Annotated in this window: 24 protein-coding genes and 1 pseudogene; 10 read left to right on the top strand and 15 right to left on the bottom strand. The window is 62.2% G+C overall.

Annotated features, from left to right (window positions below; translation table 11 throughout):
- Positions 1 to 480: a hypothetical protein gene (locus FW796_RS21835; RefSeq protein WP_446440010.1), complete on the top strand. Its 480-nt coding sequence runs from the start codon at positions 1 to 3 to the stop codon at positions 478 to 480.
- Positions 481 to 634: 154 nt separating this feature from the next.
- On the opposite strand, the gene FW796_RS21830 is transcribed toward FW796_RS21835, so the two are convergent.
- A complete protein-coding gene (locus tag FW796_RS21830) occupies positions 635 to 4009 on the bottom strand; it encodes a DEAD/DEAH box helicase (protein WP_446440009.1) in 3375 nt (1124 codons plus the stop codon).
- A 354-nt stretch (positions 4010 to 4363) separates the two neighbouring features.
- Here FW796_RS21830 and FW796_RS21825 point away from each other — a divergent pair, with 354 nt between their 5' ends.
- Positions 4364 to 4765, top strand: coding sequence for a GFA family protein (locus FW796_RS21825; protein ID WP_446440008.1), 402 nt, complete (start codon positions 4364 to 4366; stop codon positions 4763 to 4765).
- Between the two features lie 15 nt (positions 4766 to 4780).
- Here FW796_RS21825 and FW796_RS21820 read toward each other — a convergent pair whose 3' ends face one another.
- On the bottom strand, positions 4781 to 5404 hold the full coding sequence (locus FW796_RS21820) for a cell wall hydrolase (RefSeq protein WP_446440007.1): 624 nt from the start codon (positions 5402 to 5404) through the stop codon (positions 4781 to 4783).
- 302 nt (positions 5405 to 5706) lie between these two features.
- Between FW796_RS21820 and FW796_RS21815 the strand changes: the two genes are divergently transcribed.
- From FW796_RS21815 to FW796_RS21805, 3 genes are all read left to right on the top strand, one after another.
- Complete coding sequence (locus tag FW796_RS21815; RefSeq protein WP_346636085.1) at positions 5707 to 6240, top strand: RNA polymerase sigma factor; 534 nt, start codon at positions 5707 to 5709, stop codon at positions 6238 to 6240.
- Entirely contained in the window at positions 6233 to 7201 is a 969-nt protein-coding gene (locus FW796_RS21810; RefSeq protein WP_446440006.1) for a FecR family protein, read from the top strand. The genes FW796_RS21815 and FW796_RS21810 overlap by 8 nt, the downstream gene beginning before the upstream one ends.
- A 103-nt stretch (positions 7202 to 7304) precedes the next feature.
- Positions 7305 to 9743: a TonB-dependent siderophore receptor gene (locus tag FW796_RS21805; protein ID WP_446440005.1), complete on the top strand. Its 2439-nt coding sequence runs from the start codon at positions 7305 to 7307 to the stop codon at positions 9741 to 9743.
- A 104-nt stretch (positions 9744 to 9847) separates the two neighbouring features.
- On the opposite strand, the pseudogene FW796_RS21800 reads toward FW796_RS21805, so the two are convergent.
- The 8 genes and pseudogenes from FW796_RS21800 to FW796_RS21765 form a co-directional block, all read right to left on the bottom strand.
- A pseudogene (locus FW796_RS21800) lies at positions 9848 to 10078 on the bottom strand (OmpW/AlkL family protein); the annotation flags it as partial.
- A gap of 20 nt (positions 10079 to 10098) precedes the next feature.
- The gene (locus FW796_RS21795; RefSeq protein WP_446440004.1) at positions 10099 to 10545 is read right to left on the bottom strand and encodes an NUDIX hydrolase; all 447 of its coding nucleotides are present in this window, start codon (positions 10543 to 10545) and stop codon (positions 10099 to 10101) included.
- 58 nt (positions 10546 to 10603) lie between these two features.
- Positions 10604 to 11233: a DMP19 family protein gene (locus FW796_RS21790; RefSeq protein ID WP_446440003.1), complete on the bottom strand. Its 630-nt coding sequence runs from the start codon at positions 11231 to 11233 to the stop codon at positions 10604 to 10606.
- Between the two features lie 8 nt (positions 11234 to 11241).
- Positions 11242 to 11385, bottom strand: a complete 144-nt coding sequence (locus tag FW796_RS21785) for a hypothetical protein (RefSeq protein WP_446440002.1) — start codon at positions 11383 to 11385, stop codon at positions 11242 to 11244.
- A complete protein-coding gene (locus tag FW796_RS21780; RefSeq protein ID WP_346636079.1) occupies positions 11385 to 11573 on the bottom strand; it encodes a hypothetical protein in 189 nt (62 codons plus the stop codon). The genes FW796_RS21785 and FW796_RS21780 overlap by 1 nt, the downstream gene beginning before the upstream one ends.
- Positions 11563 to 11904, bottom strand: a complete 342-nt coding sequence (locus tag FW796_RS21775) for a hypothetical protein (protein ID WP_446440001.1) — start codon at positions 11902 to 11904, stop codon at positions 11563 to 11565. Before FW796_RS21775 ends, FW796_RS21780 begins: the two co-directional genes overlap by 11 nt.
- Positions 11895 to 12905, bottom strand: a complete 1011-nt coding sequence (locus tag FW796_RS21770) for a hypothetical protein (RefSeq protein ID WP_346636077.1) — start codon at positions 12903 to 12905, stop codon at positions 11895 to 11897. The genes FW796_RS21775 and FW796_RS21770 overlap by 10 nt, the downstream gene beginning before the upstream one ends.
- Before the next feature lie 177 nt (positions 12906 to 13082).
- Positions 13083 to 13868 carry a hypothetical protein gene (locus tag FW796_RS21765; RefSeq protein WP_404939337.1) on the bottom strand — a complete coding sequence of 262 codons (786 nt, stop codon included), beginning with the start codon at positions 13866 to 13868 and terminating at the stop codon, positions 13083 to 13085.
- 193 nt (positions 13869 to 14061) lie between these two features.
- Between FW796_RS21765 and FW796_RS21760 the strand changes: the two genes are divergently transcribed.
- Genes FW796_RS21760 through FW796_RS21745 form a run of 4 tightly spaced genes read left to right on the top strand, consistent with a single transcriptional unit; the run spans position 14062 to position 16170 of the window.
- A complete protein-coding gene (locus FW796_RS21760; RefSeq protein ID WP_346636075.1) occupies positions 14062 to 14652 on the top strand; it encodes a hypothetical protein in 591 nt (196 codons plus the stop codon).
- 40 nt (positions 14653 to 14692) lie between these two features.
- The gene (locus FW796_RS21755; protein ID WP_253165886.1) at positions 14693 to 15022 is read left to right on the top strand and encodes a cyclic-phosphate processing receiver domain-containing protein; all 330 of its coding nucleotides are present in this window, start codon (positions 14693 to 14695) and stop codon (positions 15020 to 15022) included.
- Between the two features lie 4 nt (positions 15023 to 15026).
- A complete protein-coding gene (locus FW796_RS21750) occupies positions 15027 to 15461 on the top strand; it encodes a hypothetical protein (protein ID WP_446440000.1) in 435 nt (144 codons plus the stop codon).
- 43 nt (positions 15462 to 15504) lie between these two features.
- Positions 15505 to 16170, top strand: a complete 666-nt coding sequence (locus tag FW796_RS21745) for a hypothetical protein (protein ID WP_404939331.1) — start codon at positions 15505 to 15507, stop codon at positions 16168 to 16170.
- A gap of 62 nt (positions 16171 to 16232) precedes the next feature.
- Here FW796_RS21745 and FW796_RS21740 read toward each other — a convergent pair whose 3' ends face one another.
- From FW796_RS21740 to FW796_RS21725, 4 genes are all read right to left on the bottom strand, one after another.
- Entirely contained in the window at positions 16233 to 16784 is a 552-nt protein-coding gene (locus FW796_RS21740) for a GNAT family N-acetyltransferase (RefSeq protein WP_404939329.1), read from the bottom strand.
- Positions 16785 to 16797: 13 nt separating this feature from the next.
- The gene (locus tag FW796_RS21735; protein WP_123724551.1) at positions 16798 to 17637 is read right to left on the bottom strand and encodes an EcsC family protein; all 840 of its coding nucleotides are present in this window, start codon (positions 17635 to 17637) and stop codon (positions 16798 to 16800) included.
- Positions 17638 to 17773: 136 nt separating this feature from the next.
- Positions 17774 to 20338, bottom strand: coding sequence for a valine--tRNA ligase (gene valS / locus FW796_RS21730; protein ID WP_446439999.1), 2565 nt, complete (start codon positions 20336 to 20338; stop codon positions 17774 to 17776).
- A gap of 95 nt (positions 20339 to 20433) precedes the next feature.
- Positions 20434 to 20721 (bottom strand): barstar family protein, encoded by a 288-nt coding sequence (locus tag FW796_RS21725; RefSeq protein WP_446439998.1) that lies wholly within the window; start codon positions 20719 to 20721, stop codon positions 20434 to 20436.
- Between the two features lie 332 nt (positions 20722 to 21053).
- Between FW796_RS21725 and FW796_RS21720 the strand changes: the two genes are divergently transcribed.
- On the top strand, positions 21054 to 21404 hold the full coding sequence (locus FW796_RS21720) for a hypothetical protein (RefSeq protein WP_346636068.1): 351 nt from the start codon (positions 21054 to 21056) through the stop codon (positions 21402 to 21404).
- A 48-nt stretch (positions 21405 to 21452) separates the two neighbouring features.
- Here FW796_RS21720 and FW796_RS21715 read toward each other — a convergent pair whose 3' ends face one another.
- Entirely contained in the window at positions 21453 to 22307 is an 855-nt protein-coding gene (locus FW796_RS21715; protein WP_346636067.1) for a hypothetical protein, read from the bottom strand.
- Positions 22308 to 22513: the final 206 nt, after the last annotated feature.

Below are 22513 nucleotides of genomic sequence, written 5' to 3'. Positions count from 1 at the left end.
ATGGTGCGCCCCTTGGAAATACACCGTCCGACCCTGAGGAACCTGACCTTGAGCAGTGAAGCAAAAATGACCGGTGACCTGTTCGAAGTCGACAAGCGCCTGGCCCTCAAGCCCATCGTCGACTTCAACAGTTACCTGCGCGCCGCCTTCGCCGACGGCCCCTGCACCTGTGGCCGCTGCGTCGCCAGCCAGGGTGACGAAACCGGCTACGCGTACCAGCACAGCTTCAACTTCGCCGGCCGGATCGCCCACCGCCGCTTCGCCTCCACCGCTGGCAGCGACGTGCTGCTAGCCCTGAAGAAGGCCTGGCTGTCCTACACCAAGGCCGAGCTGCAAACCAGCGGCAACCTGGACCTGGCGACCGTGAAGGAATTGGTCGAGCCCGAGCTGCACAAACTGCTGGTGCCGCTGTTCGTGGCCAGCGGCTTGACCCGTGACGTGGATGGCCAGTTGCAGATTCAGGCGCAAGTGGCCGCCTGAGCCTCGCGCCTTTGCGCTGATCGTCCACCACCGCCCTTGCGGCGATGGCGGACGTTACCCGTAAAACGCTCAGCACCTGGCTGCCAAGGGCTCATGGGCAAGGACGGTTCAAGCCCTCTGAACCCCCTGCCCCGTTCGCCCCTGTTCCGTGCGGCTAACCCGGCGAATCCGCAGTATCGAGCGCCACCCGGCGCGGCCGACAAATGCGCAACGTACTGGCCAGGGTTCCAAACTGGGGACAGGCACTCCAGTCCTGAATGCTGCCAATCACATAGACCCGCGCCTTGGCACGGGTCAGCGCAACATTCAGCAAGTTGGGTTTCGACGATGCCCAGTGGCGACTGCCACCGCCTGCATCTCCTGGCGCAGACCCCAGGACAATCAGCACGATGTCCGCTTCCTTGCCCTGGAACCGATGCACGGTTCCCCAATCCACTGGCCAGTCTTTCTTGCTCATGTGAGCGCGTTTGAAGACGCTGCCACACTCTTGGGCGACTTTCCTGAAGGGCGAAATGACGAACACGCTGGCCAGCTTGCCATCGCCGTTGGTGGGCCAGTTGGCGCGCATCTTGAGCAGCACGGCCTCGAGAAAGTCCATTTCCTCGGCGACCACTTGCCCATCACTCGAGCTGCCCTGCACATCCAGCCAGGCACTGTCGCCCAACAGGCAATTGATCGATGCAGGATGTGTATTGGCCTGCACCATCTGCCCGGCGTAGGCGATATCGTTGGCGACCTTGAACATCGGATCGATACAGCGTCGGTGGGCCCGCAGGGGCAAGCCCGTCCAAACGGCTGTCTCCTGAGAATCGGGGCGACCGATCCAGGCGCCAAGGGCCATGGTTTGATCCGCCAGGGTCTGGGCCGACTCGGTGGCAGGCGACCACTTTACGTCCACCCCATGACGCCGACGCAGCTCGGCGACAATGGCACCGGGCACCGTCATGACCGGTTCGATTTGCAGCGGATCACCAATGATGACCGCGCGTTGACTGCGCCATAACGCCCCGGCTACCGATTGCACAGTGGCCTGCCCGGCCTCGTCGATCAACAGCCAGCCAATCGACTCTCGCCCAAACCCGGCGAACAGCCGATCAAAGGAAGCCAAGGTACTGGAGACCACTGGCACGGTAAAAAACAGGATGTTCCAGAGGATGCTCAATTGGTGTTCCTGAACCGGCTCCGGGGTCTCGCGCATGAGCATTTTCTTGAACGCTCGAAGGTTGGCAATGGCCTTGCCATGACTCGCCAACAAGGTGGTCTCGTGCAAACGCAGTGCGGCCAGAAACAACTGGGCGCGCAATGCATCGAATTCAGGGTTCACCCAGACACTGGCCAAGTGACGCGAAGCAGCGTCCTGCTTGAAGAACTCGCTATCAGGCACCTTGGCCCCGGTCGCCTTGAACTCACCAACCAAGCGCTCCAACTCATGCCGGCGCTGCTCGTATTGCCGGAGCTCCTGCTGCCATTGGGCCTGGGTACTCTCCAGAGTGGCACGCTCGCGTTCAAAGCCGGCGCGGCAGACCTCAAGCTGACACTGCGCCTGGATGAACGCCTGCTTGCAGCGTGCTGATTGCTCAATCGCGTCTTGCCATGCCTGCGCGGCATCAGCCCTGGCTGTGCGCAGGCGACGACTCGACTCGGCCCAGTCCCGACAACGCTGAGTGACGAAACCCAAGGCTCGCAAGCAGCGATCCCACAGAGGCAAGAGGCTGTCGCCCTGCTCCGCCTGCAAGCGATCATTGGCAATCTGCTCCTGCAAGCGTGCCCGCTGCTCCTGGTCCTCGGCCTGCTCCAGTCGGACACGAGACTGGGACAACCCGGCATCCGCTGTCGACAATCGCCCCTGCCATTGAGCCGGCAACTGCTGCAGACGCACCCGCCCCTCATCGATCTGGCGTTGCTTCGCCGCTTCCTGCTGACGCAGCATCGCCGAGTTGGCCAGCGCCTCCAGTACCTTGGAAAAGGTTGCCTGTTGCGCCTCGACCAGCCCACGCAACCGCAGGAACTCCTGCTTGGCCGCCCGCCACTGTTGCTCCGCATCGGCCGGTGGCGTCTCCAGCAGCGTCTTGATATCGGTGGGCTGGCCCGGCGTGTAAGGCTCCTTGTGATAGTCACGGAAAAAAGCATTGGCAAACTTGCGCCGGTTGTCACTGTTGCCCAACGCTGCAGCAACCAGCCCCCAGGCCTGTGTCTTGATGTCGGCCGCGGCGAATACCTGGGCCGCGACCTCCTGGAAGTACCCGGCGTCCAGGTGTTCATCCTTGGCCAGCTTGGACCGCGCAGGCAGCTCCCGGGTGATGTTCTCAACCGCCGTGTTGTTGTTGCTGGTCACCACGATTGCTGTGCCGTCGACAATCGATGGCAAGAGCGGGTAAACGCTCATGCCGCCAACGGTGGTTTTTTTCTCGAACGCGCTCCAGGGGTGATCGAGCCGGGCCAGCGCAGAAGCGCGCTGGACCACGATGTCCGCAACCACATCGCAAAGCAGGGTGGTCTTGCCGGTTCCCGGCGGGCCGTTGACCGCGATCAGTCCCCGGTCCTTGTGCAACTGAGCGCTGATCTGACCCACAGCCGCCTGCTGCGCCAACATCAGATGGTGCTGGCTGGAGGCAGGCCAGCGTCCCAAGGTCAGCTTGTCGGGGGTAATGCAACTGACCATCGCCCCATGCCGCGTCAGGATGTCCTGGCGCTGATCGCTTGCAGAGCAAGGCCCCAGATACTGGTTCAGGGTCTTCCCCAGGGACTGGCCGCTGTCGGCGGCTTTGATCAGGCGATCAAGATCGTTCAGGTAAAACGAATTGAGGAAGTCGATGTCGCTCTCTGCCTTGTCCGGCTCATTGCCCTTGCGCCGCCGACGCAAAGTCGACTTGATCACCACCTTCAGAGGAAAGTCCAGAGACACCGCCCTGAACAATGCCAATGCAAGGTTCAGTTCTTCGTTCAATTCGTCCCAGGCCAATGGCCGGGTCAAGGTTGCATCGCTGGCTGCACCGCCCGTATCGCCGCCCTGTACGCCCTCAATCTCTGGCTCGACAACCGCCACCGCCGTCACTTCCGGGCAACGTTCCTTGAAGGCTGCGGCCTGTTCCTGAATGTCGTCGTGCAAACCATCCAGTGTTTGCCGCCTCAGCAGACGACGCATACCCAGGGTGAAGCCCGCCGGCACATAGGAGTCCGCCAATCGTTGCCCCGAGCCATTGACCACAAAGGCGGCAATCCAGCCTTTGCCATTGAGTTGCTGAAGATCACCTTCACTGAGGCGAGTCTCGGGGGTCACTGCTTGCAACAGGACCCTGGCCCAGTCGCGCGCCTCTGCGACACCGAGAAAAACCGCATGACTCCACTCTTCACTGTCGCTGGACAGCAACGAGTCGCGGTGGCCCTGCTCCCAGGGCAGCCTTTGACCGGGCTGGAAATAGGCCACCTTGTTGCGGGGTTTGGACTCTCTGTCGGGAGGACTGGGAATATTGAAGATTTCCACGTCCCGCCAAAAACGCAGTACATCGATGGCACTGTTGTTACTCATTGCATTCCCTCGCACAGCTGTGCATTCCATTGTCTGTCTCATTCCTATCCGCTCGGGGAGCCTGGCGCTCTCCAACCGACACGCCCTGGCGCAGCGCCTCGCTATAGCCGGACGCCCTGATTGCCAGTGGGGAAGCGTGGGGAAATACGCCGGCGAAAATAAAGGCACAATAATATCATCTAGCGTCGCAACGGCTTTCGCCGATCAGCCAATGCCTCACCCGCCACTCCCCGCTTGAGCATCAGCGCGCATTTGTACATCCTCCAGGTTTCGACCTGATAGCCCAGCCCCCCTTGAGCACCCGACGGAACAGGCTGTCGCACCGCAGGCCCTGAAACTTTGGAAACCCTCACCATGCAAACTCCCTATCAAGGCAGCTGCCTGTGCGGCGCAGTCACTTACCGAGTGTCCAGCGCATTGAAAGCCGTCACCCACTGCCACTGCCGCAAATGCCAGAAAGGCCACGGCGCAGCCTTTGCCTCCTATGCCAGCGCGCCACATTCTTCGATCGATATCCACAACCCGGCAGCCAGCCTCAAAAGCTATGAGTCCTCTCCGGGCGTTCTGCGCCAGTTCTGCTCCCAGTGCGGCGCCTCATTGTTCTGGCGCGATACCCAGGGCGATTTTTCCGAGTGGATGTCGATTGCCATCGCCACCCTGGATACCCCCTTTACCGCGCCCAAACAGAAACACCTCTGCGTGGCCATGAAAGCCCCTTGGCACGAGATCTGCGATCAGTACCCGCAAGTGCCGTGACCGCTCGATCCATCACTAGCGCGCCGCCACATTCTTGGGTTTGTAAAACCTGAAGCTGCCGATCTCGGTGGTCTTGATGTAGGCCCTGGACCAATCCGGCGAGACGCTGCGATCGTGAAAGTACAGGGCGCCACCGGTACGGTCCTGGAGCTGCTGGTTCAACGCCTTGCGCGCGATCTCCTTGGCGATGGTGTAGCGCCCCTCCTCTTCCACTTGGTCCGGGCGACCGTCGCACCACCAGGAAAACTGGCATGGGCTCTTTTCCGAACCCTGCTTGACCACTTCACACACCGTCCCGGGAAAACCCTCATGGCCCAGACGGTTCAGGACTACATTGGCCACCGCTTCCATATCGGCAGACTCCCCTCCTTTGGCCTCCCAATAAATGGTTCGTGACAGGCAGGTAATGGCGTCGTCCACCGGGGCCTGGCCTGCGGGGTCCACCGCCTGGACTTCGGTTTTGGTGATGGGCGCGACCTGGGGCTCGGCCTTCGGACTCTCTTTGTCCGCAGCCTTCTGCTCCAGAACCTGGGCCTTGTCCTCGGCGGCGGCCTGGGCAGCAGGTTGCGGGTCGCCGGCCCAGGCCTGGGCGGCGCACAGTATCAAGGTGAAACAGATAACCCGTGCAATGAGGCGCATGATCGATCCTTCCAGCTAAATACAAAGGGCCCCCATACCAGCACTGCCCCTGGCCGAACGGCGCGGCGGCGCATTTCAATCATCTGACCGGGCCCGGTACGTTGACGCGTCGATGGGGGCGAACGGGTCATGGGGCCCATATTGAATCGACCATGGGCCATGGGAATCATTCCCTGTGGCCAGCCACGCCCGGAAAAGCGCCGGTGAAGCCAGAATGGAAATGTGCTGGTAATGATAAGAATTCTCATTAGAATGCCCACCCATTCACGCTGAGCCGTATCAGGTAGTGGGGACAGTGGGCGATGGAAATCGGAGACGACCAGCAACAACTCAGCGCGCTGTTCATTGCGCAGCGCGGGGGGCTGATCCGCATGCTTGCGCGGGTGGTGGGGTGCGCCAACCTGGCGGAGGATCTGGCCCAGGAAACCTACCTGCGCGTGGCCAAGGCGCTCAAGGCCCGCCCCATCGAGCACTTGCAGCCGTTCCTCTACCAGACCGCCCAGTACCTGGCTTTCGATCACCTGCGCAGCCAGCGCAGCAAAAGGCGCTTCGAGTACCAGCCCACAGACGGCAGCCAGCTCAGTGAAGTGCCCACCGGCGCCCCCGGCCCGGAAAGCCACGTCCAGGGGCAACAGCAGTTGCACTTGCTGCAACAGGTACTGGCGACCCTGCCCAAGCGCCAGCAACAAATCCTGGTTTTGCATAAACTGCACGATCTTTCGCAAAGCGAGATTGCCCAGCGCTTGCAGGTTTCCCTGAGCACGGTGGAAAAAGACCTGCGCCATGCACTCAATGCCTGCATCAAAGCCACCGACCGGCAGAACCCTGATGACTGAACACCTCACAGCCCTTCCCGGCGACGCCGTACGCGAGCAGGCGAGCGACTGGTTCACCCAGCGTGAGGCCATGACCCACAACGTGCTGCTACGCCAGCGTTTCGAACAGTGGCGCAACGCCGATGAGCAGCACGCCCAAGCCTACCGGGCCCTGGAGAACCTGTGGAACGCCAGCGCCTTCGAGCAGGCGCTGGAACACCTGGCGCTGAACCTGGACCTGCCGCCCGCCCCGGCCCCGGCACGCAGGCAACGTCGCCCCCAGCGCTGGCTGGCCACAGCTGCTGTGTTGCTGGTGATGCTCGGCGCCGGTTGGGTCGGCGACCTGCCCATGCGCCTGCAAGCCGATCACCTGAGCGCCGTCGGCCAGGTCGAGCGCTTCGATCTGGCCGACGGTTCCCACGTTGTCCTGGGCAGCCACAGCGCCATCAGCAGCGACTTCAGTGCCGCTCACCGGCGCATCCGCCTGCTGCGGGGTGAACTCTATGTCGAGGCTTTCCATGACCCGTCCCGGCCACTGACCATCGAGGCCGGCAGTGCCACGGTGACCGTGGTCGGCACCCGGTTCAGTGTCAGTCGTCACGCCGATGGCGTGACCGTGGCCGTGCGTGAAGGCCGGGTGCGGCTGGCCGACGACCAGGGCGAGCAGAGCCTGCTGCAGGCCGGCAACTGGCAGCAACTGCAGGACCATCACCTGCGCCCCTTGAACCCCGAGGGCGGTGAGCGGCAAATGGCCTGGGTCGACGGCCGCCTGTCCTTCCAGGACGCGCCCCTGGCCCAGGTGCTGGGGGAACTGCGGCGCTACTACCGGGCACCGATCCTGCTGTTCAACGCCAGCGCAGCGCAGCAGAACGTCAGCGGCAACTACCGGCTCGACGACCCCCATGCCATCGTCCAGGCCCTGAGCAAAGTCACCAACACCGAGCTCACCCGCCTGCCGGGAGGCGTCCTGGTCCTGCGTTGAACACCCGACCGAGGGAAGCTGAAAAAAGTTTTACGGCTTTCCCGAAGTCAACCCGTCAGGGTGTTTGCTTTTGCAAATCATTCCTATTTCGTACGGGACTTCCATGCACCTGACAACACTCACCCCTGCCCGCAGCCTCCTGGCGCTGGCCATCTGCCTGGCCTGCAGCCCGGTGGCGGCCGTCGAGCCCGCTGCCGCCCCCGGTCATCAAGCGCCGAGCGCCCACAATTTTTCCATCGCCCGCCAGTCCCTGGCCAATGCCCTGGATCAACTGAGCACCCAGAGCGGATTGCAGATCGCCTACTCCTCGGCGATGGCTCAAGGGATCGAATCGGCGGGGGTCAGTGGTCGTATGAGCGCGGAACAGGCACTGAGCACACTGCTGGTGGGCACCGGCCTGGGCTTCGAACGCAATGGCGCCAACGCGGTGCTGTTGACCCGCCTGCCCCAGAGCAGCCAGGCCGTGGAACTGGAAGCCACCCAGATCGTCAGCAACCAGCTGGGCACCGTCACCGAAGGCAGCGGTTCCTACACCCCCGGCACTATCGCCACCGCGACCCGGATGGTGCTGACCCCACGGCAGACCCCGCAGTCGATCACCGTGGTCACCCGGCAGCACATGGAAGACTTCGGCCTCAACAACGTCGACGACGTGATGCGCCATACCCCCGGGATCACCGTCTCGGCCTACGACACCGACCGCACCAACTACTACGCCCGCGGTTTCTCGATCAACAACTTCCAGTACGACGGCATTCCCTCCACCGTGCGCAACGTTGCCTACTCAGCCGGCAACACCCTCAGCGACATGGCGATCTACGACCGGGTCGAAGTGCTCAAGGGCGCCACCGGCCTGCTCACCGGCGCCGGCTCCCTGGGCGCCACCATCAATCTGGTGCGCAAGAAGCCCACGGCCCAGTTCCAGGGCCACGCCTCCCTGGGCATGGGTTCCTGGGACAACTACCGCAGCGAGCTGGATGTCAGCGGCCCCCTGACCGAAACCGGCAATGTCCGCGGCCGTGCGGTCGCGGCCTATCAGGACAAGCAATCGTTCCTCGACCACTACTCGCGCAAGACCTCGACCTACTACGGCATCCTCGAATTCGACCTGTCCCCCGATACCCTGCTGACCGTGGGCGGCGACTACCAGGACAATATCCCCAAGGGCTCCAGCTGGTCCGGGACCTTCCCGCTGATCAACGCCACCGGTGGGCACAACAGCATGTCGCGCTCCTACAACAACGGCGCGACCTGGAGCGGCTGGGAGCAATACACCCGCACCGCTTTTGCCATGCTCGAGCACGACCTGGGGAACGGTTGGGTCACCAAGCTGCAACTGGACCACAAGATCAACAGCTACCACGCCGAACTCGGCTCGATCCAGTTCGACGAACCGCAGACCAATGGCACGGCCAAGGTCAACGCGCAGAAATACACCGGCGACACCACCAGCGACTCCGCCGACCTGTATCTCAGCGGCCCCTTCAATCTGTTCGGCCGCGAGCATGAACTGGTGCTGGGTGGCTCCATTGCCAACTCGCGCTGGACCGGCAAGGGCTACTGGTCCCCGGACTTCCTCGGGGCCAACGGCAATGTGGTGGACTTCTACAACTGGCACGGCAAGATCGAGCGGCCCATCTGGGGGCTGCCGGCCCAGCGCACCGACGATACCGTGCGCCAGACCGGCACTTACATGACCACCCGCCTCAACCTGATGGACGACCTGAACCTGTTCCTCGGCGGGCGGGTGGTCAACTATCACCTGACCGGGCTGACACCGTCCTACAAGGAAAGCGGACGCTTCGTGCCTTACGTCGGCGCGATCTACGACCTCGACGAGCACTTCTCGGTCTACGCCAGCTACACCGACATCTTCATGCCCCAGGAAAGCTGGAACAAGGACCGGGACAGCAAGCTGCTCAACCCGGACGAAGGCCAGAACTATGAACTGGGACTCAAGGGCGAGTTCTTCGAAGGCCGCCTGAACAGCAGCCTGGCCTACTTCGAAGTGCACGAGACCAACCGCTCGGTGCCGGACGATGCCTACAACAACCAGACCCCGACGCCGGACAACTACGCCTTCAAGGGCGCCAAGGCCGTCACCAAGGGCTACGAGCTGGAGATTTCCGGTGAGCTGAGCCCCGGCTGGCAAGTGCAAGCCGGCTACACCCACAAGATCGTGCGCGATGACGAAGGAGCCAAGATCTCCACCTTCGAACCGGAGAATCAGGTCAACCTCTACACCAGCTACAAGCTCAAGGGCGACCTGGACAAGCTGACCGTCGGTGGCGGCCTGCGCTGGCAGAGCGTGGGTTGGTACTCGGTCTACAACGCGCCGCGCAAGATCAACGAAGACATCTCCCAGGATGCCTACTGGCTGGTGGACCTGATGACCCGCTACCAGATCACCCAGAACCTGTCGGCGACCCTCAACGTCAACAACCTCTTCGACAAGTCCTACTACACCAACGTCGGTTTCTATAACTCGGCGGCCTACGGCGAACCGCGCAACTTCATGCTCAGCACCCGCTGGGACTTCTGAAACCGTGGCCATGCCGGGCGACAGGGCCCGGCATGGCCCGGCATGGCCCGGCATGGCCCGATTCGATCCGGACTTGAGGGTATTGCACAACCGGGTCCGGACGCTTAGAACCGGTACCCCAAGCCCAGCATGTACACGAATGGATCAACGTCCACATTGACCTTGGAGCGGACCCCGAGGTTGCCATTGCTCACATAGGCATCGGTTTCAATGTCGATATAGCGCATCTGCGCGTTGAGCATCAGCCGGTCGCTGAGCATGTAGTCCATGCCCACCTGGGCCGCCCAGCCCCAGGAGTTGCTGGCGTGGAAATTGTCGAAGCCTGCGGCTGCGGCCCATCGCGACCGAGGCCCGGTCAGTCCAGCAAACCGGCGTTCTTCAGCAGTTCGCCCAAGCCCTGGGGAACCAGCGGCGTGTGCTCAGTGAAACTGGCGCTGCCATGCCAGCGGGCCACAAAGGGCGCGCCGTCGCTTTCCTGGGCCTCGAGTTGGCAGCGCTGATAGACACTCGAATCCTCGAAACGGGCGTCGTACACCTGGACGATTTCATGGCCGGGTTTGCCGTCGTACACAAACAGACTTTCCAGGGTGCCGATCAGCCGCAGGTTGTTGATCGACTGCCCCAGCTCCTCCTGCACTTCGCGAACAATGGCCTGGGCACTGTGCTCACCAAAATCGATCCCGCCGCCCAGAGGCCGGAACAGCATCTGTTGCTTGTCCGCATCCTGGAACTGATTGACCAGGATCTTGCCCCGGTGGTGAAAAACACAAAGCGCCAGGGCGCGGATACGGGGTTCAGCCAAGGGATGAAGTCCATTCAAGGGGGGCAAGGCGCGGCATTAGAGCATGGCGCGAGGAGCATCAGCCAGCGTAGAAATACTTTACCGCCAGCGTCGGCACCTCCTCCATCGCCGACCACAACTGCTCGTCCAGCTCGCCACCGATCAGCTCATATTGCTCGTCACCGAGCAGCTCGGGAATGTCCCACAGCCGCTGCAGTTGCGGGTGATCTTCAAGAGGCCCGATCAACTGCCGCTGGCGGCTGACCACGGCGTGGGTGCTACCCGCGCCAATGGCAACCAGCGCCTTGAGCGCCAGCTCGCAACTGCGCTCGCCCCAGTTGCAGAAGAACTGCAGGAAGCCCCCGTTGTAACCGTCCGCTTCCAGGCGCCACAGCGCCACGATGGACTGATCGTCCTCTGGCAATTGCTCCAGTTGCCACTCCAGAGCCTGCAGCCGCCCCATGGATTCCCGGCACAGGTGCTCCCAGATCCAGTCGAAGGCATCGACGTGCAGATCCGCGTCTCCCAGGTGCGGCCAAGACACCGAGATCCCATGAGGGTGGATCCGAAAGTCCGCGCGCTGCTCGGGCGTGGCGGTTTGCAGCCGACTGTACCGGCTCAGGGGTTGACGCAGGACCAGGCCGTCGGCCCAGCCCAGGCAGAGCGCATCATCTTCAAAGCCGACCTGGAGGATGGGAGGGAATTTCAAAACACTACCTATTTTTTCCTGAAGGTCTTGGCCTTGGCGTTTTTCATCTGCTCGTGTTTGGCGATGCGGGATTTTTCAAGCAATGAAAAGACCGTGCTGAACACCACAATGGCCAGGATCAGGAAAAACAGCCCTATTACCACAATCGCCATCAAGGAGTTCCCCGGTTCTGTTTGTCCGTTGCCATCTTGGCTTCCATCTTGTGCAAGGTTTCATCGAGCCGGCTTCTGCGCTTGCGCTCTCGATAGTCGGAGGCGAGCTTGCCCATCAGCCCCGACGTACAACTGACGACGATGGCACCCGCGGCAATGAACAGGCCCCGGACGACTTTATCCGACATAGCCGTAAGCCTTGTTCAGCGCCTTGTAGAAGGCTTTTTCCAACTTGCCGTTGTCGAATGGCTCGCGACGGTGATGCTCAATCAGCTCGTTGCGCAGCCGCTGAATATCCCTGCCATGCTCGGCAAGACTTTGCCCGCTGTGGGCAAAGTCGTAACGAAGGCGCTCCAGGTGCACGATGGTCGCCAACTGAGCCAGATCGGCCGCAGTCAGGCTCATGCTCTGCTTCAGCGCCTGGGCAACCTGCTCCACGAGATCGGGAGAGCAGTACTCGTCCGACGACTCGAAGTGGTATTCGGTATCGGCATTTTCGGCATGATCGATCATTGGCATTGAACTCTGATCCAGTCATCGAAGGTGGTGGTTTTGTCGTCAAGCAGGCGGATGGACCGCTCGTAGTCCATCACCACCCGCTGGTGCTGACGATGGGTAATCAAGGTCGACTTGCCGGCATTCCAGAGAAAAGGCCCGGCAATCAGGTAGTTCATCTTGCCCGTGCGCCCCCCTGCCCCGGCGACCAGCAGCAACATCTGGATCATCAACCCCGTGCCATAGGCAATGGTGCTCATCAGTGCCAGGTGCAGGTCCTTGTCCTCCGGGGACACCTCGGACTTGTAGAACGCGATGGCGTGCCGTCCGCTCAACAGCAGCTTGATGGTGGCGTAGGAGCTGATATCCGCCGCGTTGATGGTACCGAACTCCCTGCCCAGGGCATCCATCAGCGGGTTCGAGGCGCTGTAGCCGGAGGCCTTGCTTTCATCCTTTACCCACTGGGTGAACAGGGAACTGAACGGCAGGGGCAGACCATCCTTGGTGGGAAGGTCGCTGAGGCAATGGGTCAGGATATGGGCAATCGCCTTGAGGTGCTTGAGCACCGGGCCCGCGCCCGGGTATCCCGCCTCGATGTAATCGACGACCAGAGAATAGAGGGTCTTGCCGCCTACGGACTCGCCACCGAAGGTGTAGTCGTCAGGCAGCTTCTGGAACACATTGAGGTCATGACCGAAGATGTAGCGATGCTTGGCGCCGGGGCGATAATCGAGGGGGCTGGTGGTGCCTTCCGGCTTGAAATACCCATGCAACTTGAGGAACAGCTCCTCCAGCTTGTCGGCGTGCAGGTTGGTCATGTACGCCGAGACCACCCCCGCAATACCGATGCCCACCGCACCGCTGATCTGCGCCGCCGTCAACGTGCTGTAGCCGGTATCGACCTCCAGCTCAGCCAGCAGCTCGGTAAAGTTCACCGGCCCCACGGCGGCGATGGCACGCTCTTGAAGGCTCTGGCCCGGGCGGCTCTGCTCTAGCTCCAGCTCGCCACGATGAAGTTTGCCCAAATAGGTCAACTCCGTGGCTTTCTGGTCCCAGTACTCATCCGAGGGTCCGGCAAACACGGTTGATAAGCGACTGAGCAATCGACGCACGAAAAATCCCTTGATCGGCAGGGTAAAAGTGGCGCAACGCTATCATATTTGCCCCCTCGAAGTATCTAGAAGACCGCAGGGACATCAAATTCAACCGGGGCCCGCGTTCTTGCGCTGGAGCAGGCGGTTGCAGGCCGTCAGCAGCATCCCGCTCAACAGTCCGATCAGCAGGAACGGAAAGAGACCATGGGTCAGCAGCGGCACCCAGAAACCCAGCCCTGCGGACCAGCCCTGAGGATTGACCTTCAAGCCCTGTGCCCCGGACAGCAGCCAGACCACCAGGCCACTGAGGCCGCCACCGATCACGTAGCGCCAAGGGGTGACCAGCACCCGCTCCACCAGCCACAGCATCGGCCAACAAACCAGCACGCTCAGCCACGCGCCGATCAACCCGCCGAAGAAAAACATCGGCAGGCTTTCCTCGCCCTTGGGATAGAGCGCCGTAGCGATGCTGCCCAGAGTCAATGCACCTGACAGAGGAACCATCAACACCCGTGACCATCCCTGGCGCTCTGGCCCTTCACCGGTAACCGGCAATGCCTCGATCCCGCGCACCACCAGAGTAAAAAGCCCCCCCAGCGCCAGCCCGCCCAGCACCGCCAACAGCAAGTGCCTCGTTGAAGCCCCCAGCAGAACCGCGGCCGCCAAGGCCTGCACCAGGCTGCTGAAAAAATGTCGACCGGGCAGCGCCGGGCAACGTCGGTCGCCCCATAGCAACAGAGGAATGCCCAGGACAATGGCGATGAGACTGCCATACAGAAACCCGGAGAACAGCTGCGAAGCGTGCCAGCCATTGACCAACCCCTTGGTGACGGCATAGACCAGCCCACCGCACAGGGGTACTGCAAACAACCGGAGTTCGGCATTGGGCTTCATTGGCTTGCACCTGGAAAATTGGCAGGGTCCCGGAGCTGAACAAGCGAGGGCTTTTACACAACGGTGGTGTAGTAATCCACCATAGGATAAGGGTTGACCGGCATTCGCAGCGCAGGTGGCGCATAGAACAGCAACGAGGTATACAGCAGGACGAAAACTCAGCACCACACTCACTGTCGAAGATCACGGACCGATGCTATCCGCACAACAAGCCTGCAATGCCGTACTTGCCCTCCATGACGGCACCCTCAGGGATGGAAAGCCCGAACGCTTTGCCATTCAATCCTGCGAGCTGTCCGCGAAGGGTGATTACTGGGCGGTGTGCAGCAACAGCGAGGACTATGTGGTGCACGGCATGACGCAATACTGCTATGTCGGCGTCACCGCCCATCTGGTCAATGTACTCAGCGGAGAAATCGAGACGGTCGCCAACTGCTTCAGTGTTGAAGAGTATCTGCAAGACAAGTACGACCTGCGAGCCGCAGCAGGCCAGTGCTATGTCCTGACCCCGGCATTCGATCGTGCCGATAAACCTGCAATGATCACTCTTCGACAAAAGCTGGGCTGCTCCTATCCCGAGGTCATCCGGTTGCTCTCCGATGAGCAGCGTCACTGGTTCACCGGCATACGCCGGCACCTTGAGGTGGCACAGCAACTGCTCGCACAACAGAACATCGCGACCTGTGTCGAGAGGGTTCCTCAAGCGGCCGGGGCGGTTGCCATTGGGGTCGAAACCTGGCACCGGGATGCCGCCCTCAAGGCATTACGCGACAGGCTGCATTGATCGACCACTTCCAACTCCTGAAAAGCCGCTTCTAACGCCCATGAAAATCTACCTCGACGACGAACGCCAAACCCCGCAAGGCTGGATTCGCACCTACTGGCCGGACGAAGTCATCGCGCTGCTGAAAGCCGGCGGTGTCGAAGAGATCAGCCTCGACCACGACCTCGGAGATGACCAGCGCGGTACCGGTTACGACGTGATCCTGTGGATCGAAGAGGCCGTGGCCCTGAATGGCTTTCGTCCACCGCGCATTCACATCCACTCGGCCAATGCCAGCGCCGTGGAAAAGATGCGCGCCGGCGTGCAAGCGATCGATCGACTGGCCCGCAACAACGGATGCCGCCAATCAACCGACAATGCAGGCATCTGACCCCATGAGCGGCAACCTGTATGGCTACATCCACTGCTTTGACCCTTCGCCGGCTGCCGAAGCGCACAATCGCGCGGTGCTGCAAAGCCTGCCACTGACGGGGGCGCAGATCACCAGGGCGCTTTTCAGCGTGCTGCCAAACAGCCGGGGGCATTGCTACTTCGGGCATATGATGCACTTCGCCACCTCCCCCAAAGCCAGTTACATCTTCGATGATTCGTGGCTAGACGAGTACGAAGCCCTGCTGCAGCGCCTGTTCTGGGACAACTCGGAGGTGGTGCATACCTATTGCGGCGAACGTCGGACCTGGGACTCGAGTAAAACCCACGGGCTCGCGCAACCCACAGGCGTGAACATCAACAACAGGAAGGTCTTTCCCTCCTACCACGACCTGCAAGCCGTCGAAGACCGCGATGTACCGGCGCCCGGCAACCGCTGAAAGGCCGCCCGCCATGCCCCCATGACTACACAAGGAGCACGTGATGCCACTGAGTCCTCAACAAGCGAAAACACTGGCCGATGCGGTAGCAGGCTATGCCTTCCCCACTGCACATTTTGACTTCGCCAGCCAGACGCCGGTTGTTCGGCTGTCGATGTCCGAACTGGAAACCCGGATTCGCCAACAACTGCTTAGCGACTCACCGGACACCGTCAAGGACGGGCTATCGAATGTTCTCTACTGGGGATTCACCCAAATGGGTGGTTTGGCCAATGTCCGTGTTGGCCGCTTCCGCTCCGGGGTCGAAGACGTGCAGATCGAACAGGCAGCGGCGCTGTTCAAGGAACAACCGCGTCCGGCACTTTACGAGATCGCCAGCCTGAAGATGCCCGAGTTTTCCAGTGTTTCGTTTGTCAGCAAGATCCGCATGTTTCTCGACCCGATCCAGTCGGCCACCCTGGACCTGCAGATCATGAAAATCCAGCAGGTCCACAGCGATACCGTCCTGGCGGCAATCAAACAGGACCCGACCCGGATTCGTATCAGCAAAGCCAATTCGAACGCTTACGAAGGCTGGTGCGAACGCCTGGCCGACATCGCTCGGACCTACTTGCCCAATGCCCGTGTCGCCGATGTGGAGCGTGGTTTCTTTCAGATGATTCAAGACAACAAGGTCGCGGCTGCAGCCGCCATCCTGAGAGAAGCCTGAAGCTCGGGCCAGCTGTCGACGACTGGAGCCGCCCTGCACTTGGCCAAGTGCAGGGCGGCAGTTCACCGCACGCTACGCTCCGCCCACAATAACGAGCACTGCTGCAGATCATGATGGGCCCCCAGCCAATACCCCGCCTGCCGTGAAAGCCCTTCGCGAACAAACCCCATCCGTTCCAGCAACCTGAGGCTCGCCAGGTTCTGCGGGTGCACCTGGGCCTCGATCCGATTCAACGCCATGTGGGCAAAGCCCCAGTCGAGGATGGCCTCCAGCGCCTCGGTCATCAGCCCCTGCCCTTGCGCCGCACGCCCCAGCTCGAAACCGACGGCGCAGCTGCGCCACGGGCGGTTCCATTTGAACAGGCCGCAGGTGCCCAGCAGGCCGGGTTCGGACTGGCGCTCGATGCCCCAGCGAACCCCGGGGTTGGGCAAGGTCCGCCAACTGGCGAACTGCGCCAGCAGTTGCTCGGCCTGCCGGTAATCAGTCATGGGGTCGGTGCCGAACCACTGCATGGCATCGGCATCGCTGTGAATGGCGAACAGTGCAGGGACATCGGCCGGGCACAGTTCGCGGAGAATCAAGCGCGGGGTACGGATAACGGGAAAGTCGCTCATATCGCCCCCCGCCCTAGCCTGCCAACGGCTTGCGCAGGATGTGCGCATACTCGCCCTTGATCTGCTCGAAGCCGTACTTGTGCTCCAGGCGCTTCACGGTGAAGTGCCCCCGGGCCATGTCCTGGTAGAAATCTGTGAACAGCGCATTGATGGTGGCCCCGGTAAAGGCGCCGATCACCGGCACCGCCTGGGCCGCGAACTTGCTGGAGATGGTCACGCCGTAACGGCTAGCGACCTTCTCGATCAACAGCGCCAGCCACTTGCCCACCTGCCCCGGCGACAACCTGCCAGCCGCGCCCACCCCCTGCTTGGCGGCAATCGCCGCCAGCTCCTTGGACAGTTGCTGCATGGCCTGGGTGGTGAAACTGCGGGTGAGGTAGTAGCCGGTCTCCGTGGCGTCATCGGCCTGGCTGTTGCCGCCCATGGCGAACACTTCGATGCAGGCCTGCTTAGTGGCCAGGTCGTTGAGGTCGAAGCCTTCGCTGCGGGCCACATCGGCCACCGAGCGCATCATGATGGTGGTGGAGATGGGCAACTCGACAAACAGCGCGGCAAAACCAAAAGCGCCGCCCACCGCGCCGGAAGTGGCGGCATAGACTTTGTGCAACAGCGTCGACGCCTGTTTTTTCGGCGTGTTTTCCAGGCTCCACAGTGCCGCGTCGGCGGAGGTACGCAGCGCGGCCACCACCGCATCGTTGATTTTTCCGGACACCCAGTTGGGCAAAGCCTTGACCGCGCTTTCAATGGGCGAGCCCAGCACGCCGGACAGGCGCGCCGTCAGCGAAGGTGATTCCAGCAAGCCAACGGCACGCTTGAGGTCCCTATAGTCCTGCGGATTGTCTTTGATATTCACCTACTTCTCCTGCCAATAAATCGCCCACGACATGCACGGTAATGGGTTTGCAACGCTCGGGAAAGTGAGGACGGGCCCAGCCTGCCCGCGAAAAGACGGCAACGTCCTCTCGCGGGCAGGCACCGGGGCATAGCAGTCAATCCTGCAACCAGACCCGCACTTCCCGTACCGCGCCTTCAATGAACACCAGGTTGGCGACCTGCCCGGCCTCGATCAGGTCCTGGCGAGCCCATTGCAGGGACTCCAGCAGCGGCCCGCGCTCCACCAGTTCGACTCGTTCCACCGCGGCCTTCATCGACTGCCGGGCATCGGACTTGGCCTTGCGAATGGCGGCCAGCGCGGCACTGACCGCCTCCAGCAGCGGCTCAACAAAGCCTTCGGCCACCTGCGCCTCGGGCCACTGGGCACGGTGCACCGAACCCGGCTGCCAGCAACGCCAGACCTCCTCACAGACAAAGGGCAGAAAAGGCGCAAACAAACGTTGCAGCACACTCAAGGCCGTGGCCAGGGCATTGCGCGCCGAGTGCCCTTCGGGCCGATAGGCACGACGCTTGACCAGCTCCACATAGTCATCGCAGAACCACCAGAAGAAGCCCTCGATGCCCATCAGCGCACTGCTGTAGTCGTAGCCCTCCAGCGCCGCCTGGGCCTCGCCAGTCACCGCCCCCAGGCGTTGCAGCATGGCCCGATCCAATGGCTGGTCGACGCGGCCTTCGGGGTCTCCCGGAACCGCGAAGACCAGCTTCGACAGGTTGAACAACTTGAGCGCCAGGCGCCGGCCGATCTTCATCTGCTGCTCTTCAAAGGCGGTGTCGCTGCCAGGACGCCCGAGGGCCGCCCAATAGCGCACACCATCGCTGCCGTATTGCTCCAGCAAGGCTTGCGGGGTGACCACATTGCCCCGGGACTTGGACATCTTCTTGCGGTCCGGATCGAGGATCCAGCCCGACAGCGCCACGTGCCGCCAGGGCACGACGGCCTGTTCGAAATGGCTGCGCACCAGGGTCGAGAACAGCCAGGTACGGATGATGTCGTGGCCCTGGGGTCGCAGATCCATGGGGTAGACGCGCTGCAACAGATCCTCGTCCTCCTCCCAGCCGGCGGCGATCTGCGGGGTCAGGGAACTGGTGGCCCAGGTGTCCATGATGTCGCGCTCGCCGATAAAGCCATGGGGCTGGCCGCGCTGCGCGGGCTGATAGCCCGGTGGCGTGTCCAGGGTCGGGTCCACTGGCAGTGAGGTTTCCTCCGCCAGGATCGGTCTGGCGTAGTCCGCTGCGCCCTGGGCATCCAGGGGATACCAGAACGGAATCGGCACGCCGAAGACCCGCTGCCGGCTGATCAGCCAGTCGCCATTGAGGCCGCCGACCCAATGCTCGTAACGGCTGCGCATGAACGGCGGATGCCAGTCCAGCCCCTGACCGCGTTCGAGCAACTGCCGGCGCAGCGCCTCGCTGCGCCCACCATTGCGCAGGTACCACTGGCGCGTGGCGACAATCTCCAGAGGCTGATCGCCCTTCTCGAAGAACTTCACCCCGTGACGGATCGGTCGCGGCTCGCCGAGCAAGGCGCCGCATTCGCGCAGCTGCGCCAGCAACAGCTTGCGCGCCTGGGGCAGGCTGCGCCCCGCCAGGGCTGCATAGGCCTGGCGCGCGAGCGGCGTGGACAGCCAATCGGGCGCCTGGGCCAGCAGCCGACCGTCCGGCTCGATGATCGAGCGGGTGGGCAACTGCAGCTCGCGCCACCAGAGCACATCGGTCAGATCGCCAAAGGTACAGACCATCGCCAGTCCGCTGCCCTTCTGCGGGTCGGCCAGGGCGTGGGCCAGCAACGGCACCTCGACCTCGAACAACGGCGAGCGCAGGTGTTGGCCGAAGCGTCCCTGGTAACGCGGGTCATCCGGATGCGCCACCAGCGCCACACAGGCCGCCAGCAACTCGGGCCGGGTAGTGGCTATGGGCAAATCCTCACCCTCGATGCCCTGGAACAGCAGGTCGTGATAAGCCCCCGACACCTCCCGTTCCTCCAGCTCGGCCTGGGCTACGGCGGTCTGGAAGGTCAGATCCCACAGGCAAGGTGCCTGCTGGCTGTAGAGCTCGCCGCGCCGGTAATTGCGCAGCAAGGCGCGCTGGCTGATCCGCTGCGCACGCTCATCGATGGTGGCGTAGGTCAGGCTCCAGTCCACCGACAGTCCCAGTTGCCTGAACAAGCTGCGAAAGGCCTGCTCGTCGATGGCGGTCAGCTGGTGGCACAGCTCGACAAAGTTGCGCCGGCTGATCGCCGCATAGTCGGCGCGCCGCTCGGCGACCCGGACCGGTGGCTGGAACTGCGACTGGTAAGGCGCCTGGGGATCGCAGCGCACGCCGTAGTAGTTCTCGACCCGGCGCTCGGTGGGCAAACCGTTGTCGTCCCAGCCCATGGGGTAGAACACGGCCTTGCCGCGCATGCGTTGGAAGCGCGCGATGATGTCGGTGTGGGTGTAGCTGAACACATGGCCGACGTGCAATGAGCCCGAGGCTGTGGGTGGCGGTGTGTCGATGGAGTAGACAGCATCCCGAGAGGCACTGCGATCGAAGGCGTAGGTGCCTTCGTCCAGCCAGCGCTGGGACCAGCGTGTTTCGAGGTATTCAAGCGAGGGTGTGGCGATGGGGCAAAGCGTTGGGGTTACACGTTTAACGGTGACATAGCATCCTCCTGTTATCACCCGGTGGCGCCGCAAGGGTGGGCGCCGAGGGGAAATTTATAGAGGATCGCGCCGGATTAGTAAATTGCCCGAGCGCCGTTTTTTTGCAGCTGCGCTCAATCGAACTGCAGCTTCGCGGCCCATGCCGGGTACTGGGTTTGCAAGCGCAGCAGGCATTGTTCCATCTGTCGCGCATCGTCCGGCAAGCGCCGGCAGAGGCTGTGCCAGCCCCTGATCCGCAGCTGCAGCGGCATGTCCACCAGACCGGAAATCGCATCCCAGAAGGCATCCCAATTACAGCCATACCACTGGGGAAAACCCAAGGCATCGCGCAAGGCCAGGTGCAGTTCACGGGCCGTGCCCAGCTCACGCACATCAATTTCCAGCCACTGCAGGCGCGTCATGTTCTGTGCCTCTGCTCCGGTTCATGGGCCGCCAGCATAACCGATGCCATCGCCTGAGGACGCTTGCGCAAGCGGTTCAGCCAACCCAGCACGACAGCGTTCACGGCAATCCCTTGCCAGCTTCGGCCAGCCCCTGCCACTGCCCTGCCCCGGCAACGCCACGGACACCGCATGGAACTGCACAGGACAAGGCTGCTGGACCATGGCCCGACTTTTGCTCCGCTTGCCGCTACCAACCAGGGAGTCGTCACATGACAGGAAGCATCTCAAGTACCACGTCACTCGTCGCTATGGGCCTCAAGGGAATCACCCGGGCTTTGGAGAGTGGCACCATGAAGTCCATGAAGATTCAAGTCGAAAATGCAACTCCGCAAATCCAGGCGCAGATCGACGCCAACTTTCGTGAATCGCAGGCTTCGGACGCAAAGCTGATAGCCCAATACAGAACCACCCCGACCTGGGCGACCTTCGACGACAAGAGCAACAGCGTCGAACTGCCCGATGTGGCATCGCTCGACAAGAGCGACGCCACCCACGTGCTCAAGGGCCTGCAATACCTGATGGAAATCGGCCGCCTGGACGGCAAGACCCTCATCGCCAGGAACGCGGGGCAGTCCACGGACAGCCCCTTGCTCTACCAGGATTGGCTGCAGGCCAGGATCGGCGTTGATGCCCATGCCTGAGTAGCACAAGCCGCTCAGCGGCCGGCCTCGCTGAAGCCACGGCGTAACCTAGTGACTGATGTACTGCTGGGTCTTGCTGTCATAGACATAGGTGAGGTTGTCGGCCGCCACCAGCGGACGGACTTTTTCCGGCCCCTGGAAGGTGGTGCCGCTGACCTTGACCTGCACCTGCGGCAGCGACTCCTGGCCAGCGACGAAACTCAGCTCACCGTCGCTGCCGATGCAAGGCATCACCGCGCCGTCGTCGCAGGCCGCCGAATTGTCCTCGCCGGTGCGCACCTGGCCGACATGGGCCCAGATCCAGCCGTCGTCTTCGGGTTTCTTGTTCGGATTGAACACGAACAACGTATAGCCCTTGGTGACGATGCCGTCCTCAAAGGTGGCCGTGGGCACCGCCAACAGCAGGCGCCCATCGGCAGTGCGGTGTTCCAGGGCCTGGCGCTTGGTGTCCACTTCCTCGGGCTTTTCCCGACCGCCAAAGAAGCCGATCTTGCGCTCGATACTGAGTATGGAATAGGCCGGCGTCTGGCCTGGATGGGTAAGTTCGAAGGTGGCATCGGCCAGCCGTACCTGGACGTCGGGCGCGGCAAAATCCTCGCCCTGGCGGGCGGCGCTGTCCCGGGTGTGCCAGACAAATGCCGCGTAATAATGCTTGCCGTCGAAGTCCAGCTCCTTGCCGTACCAGAACGTGGCGGTGACACCGTCCTCCAGCTCCACCTCCTCATTCGCGGCGGGAACCTCGACGTTCTGCATCACCGCCAGCACCGCGCCAGGGGGAATCGGAGCATCCTTGGCCTGGACCAGCGCTGGCGCCGCCAGGGTAAATGTGGCCAACACCAGACCTGCCAGGCCTTTGCCCAAGCAGCCTTGCATGAGCGAACCGGCCTTGATCGTGATTTTCATCGCTTGAACATCCCTGTGAGCCTGTAGAGAACCGCGGACCATGTCGGCGGCGTCGTGCATGACGCGACGATCATAAAGGCAGGCTTTCGGCACCGACAAGATGCTGGCAAATGGCAAGTGTGGGTAGGCATTCCAGGCCTGGATTGCGCGGTGACCCACAACGCGCATTTGACCTTCCACGACTTGCATAAAACATATGGATTTCC

It is taken from the genome of Pseudomonas sp. 910_21 (assembly GCF_052850735.1).
The sequence above is the reverse complement of the archived record's forward strand: the minus strand, read 5'-3'. Positions and strand labels throughout refer to the sequence as shown.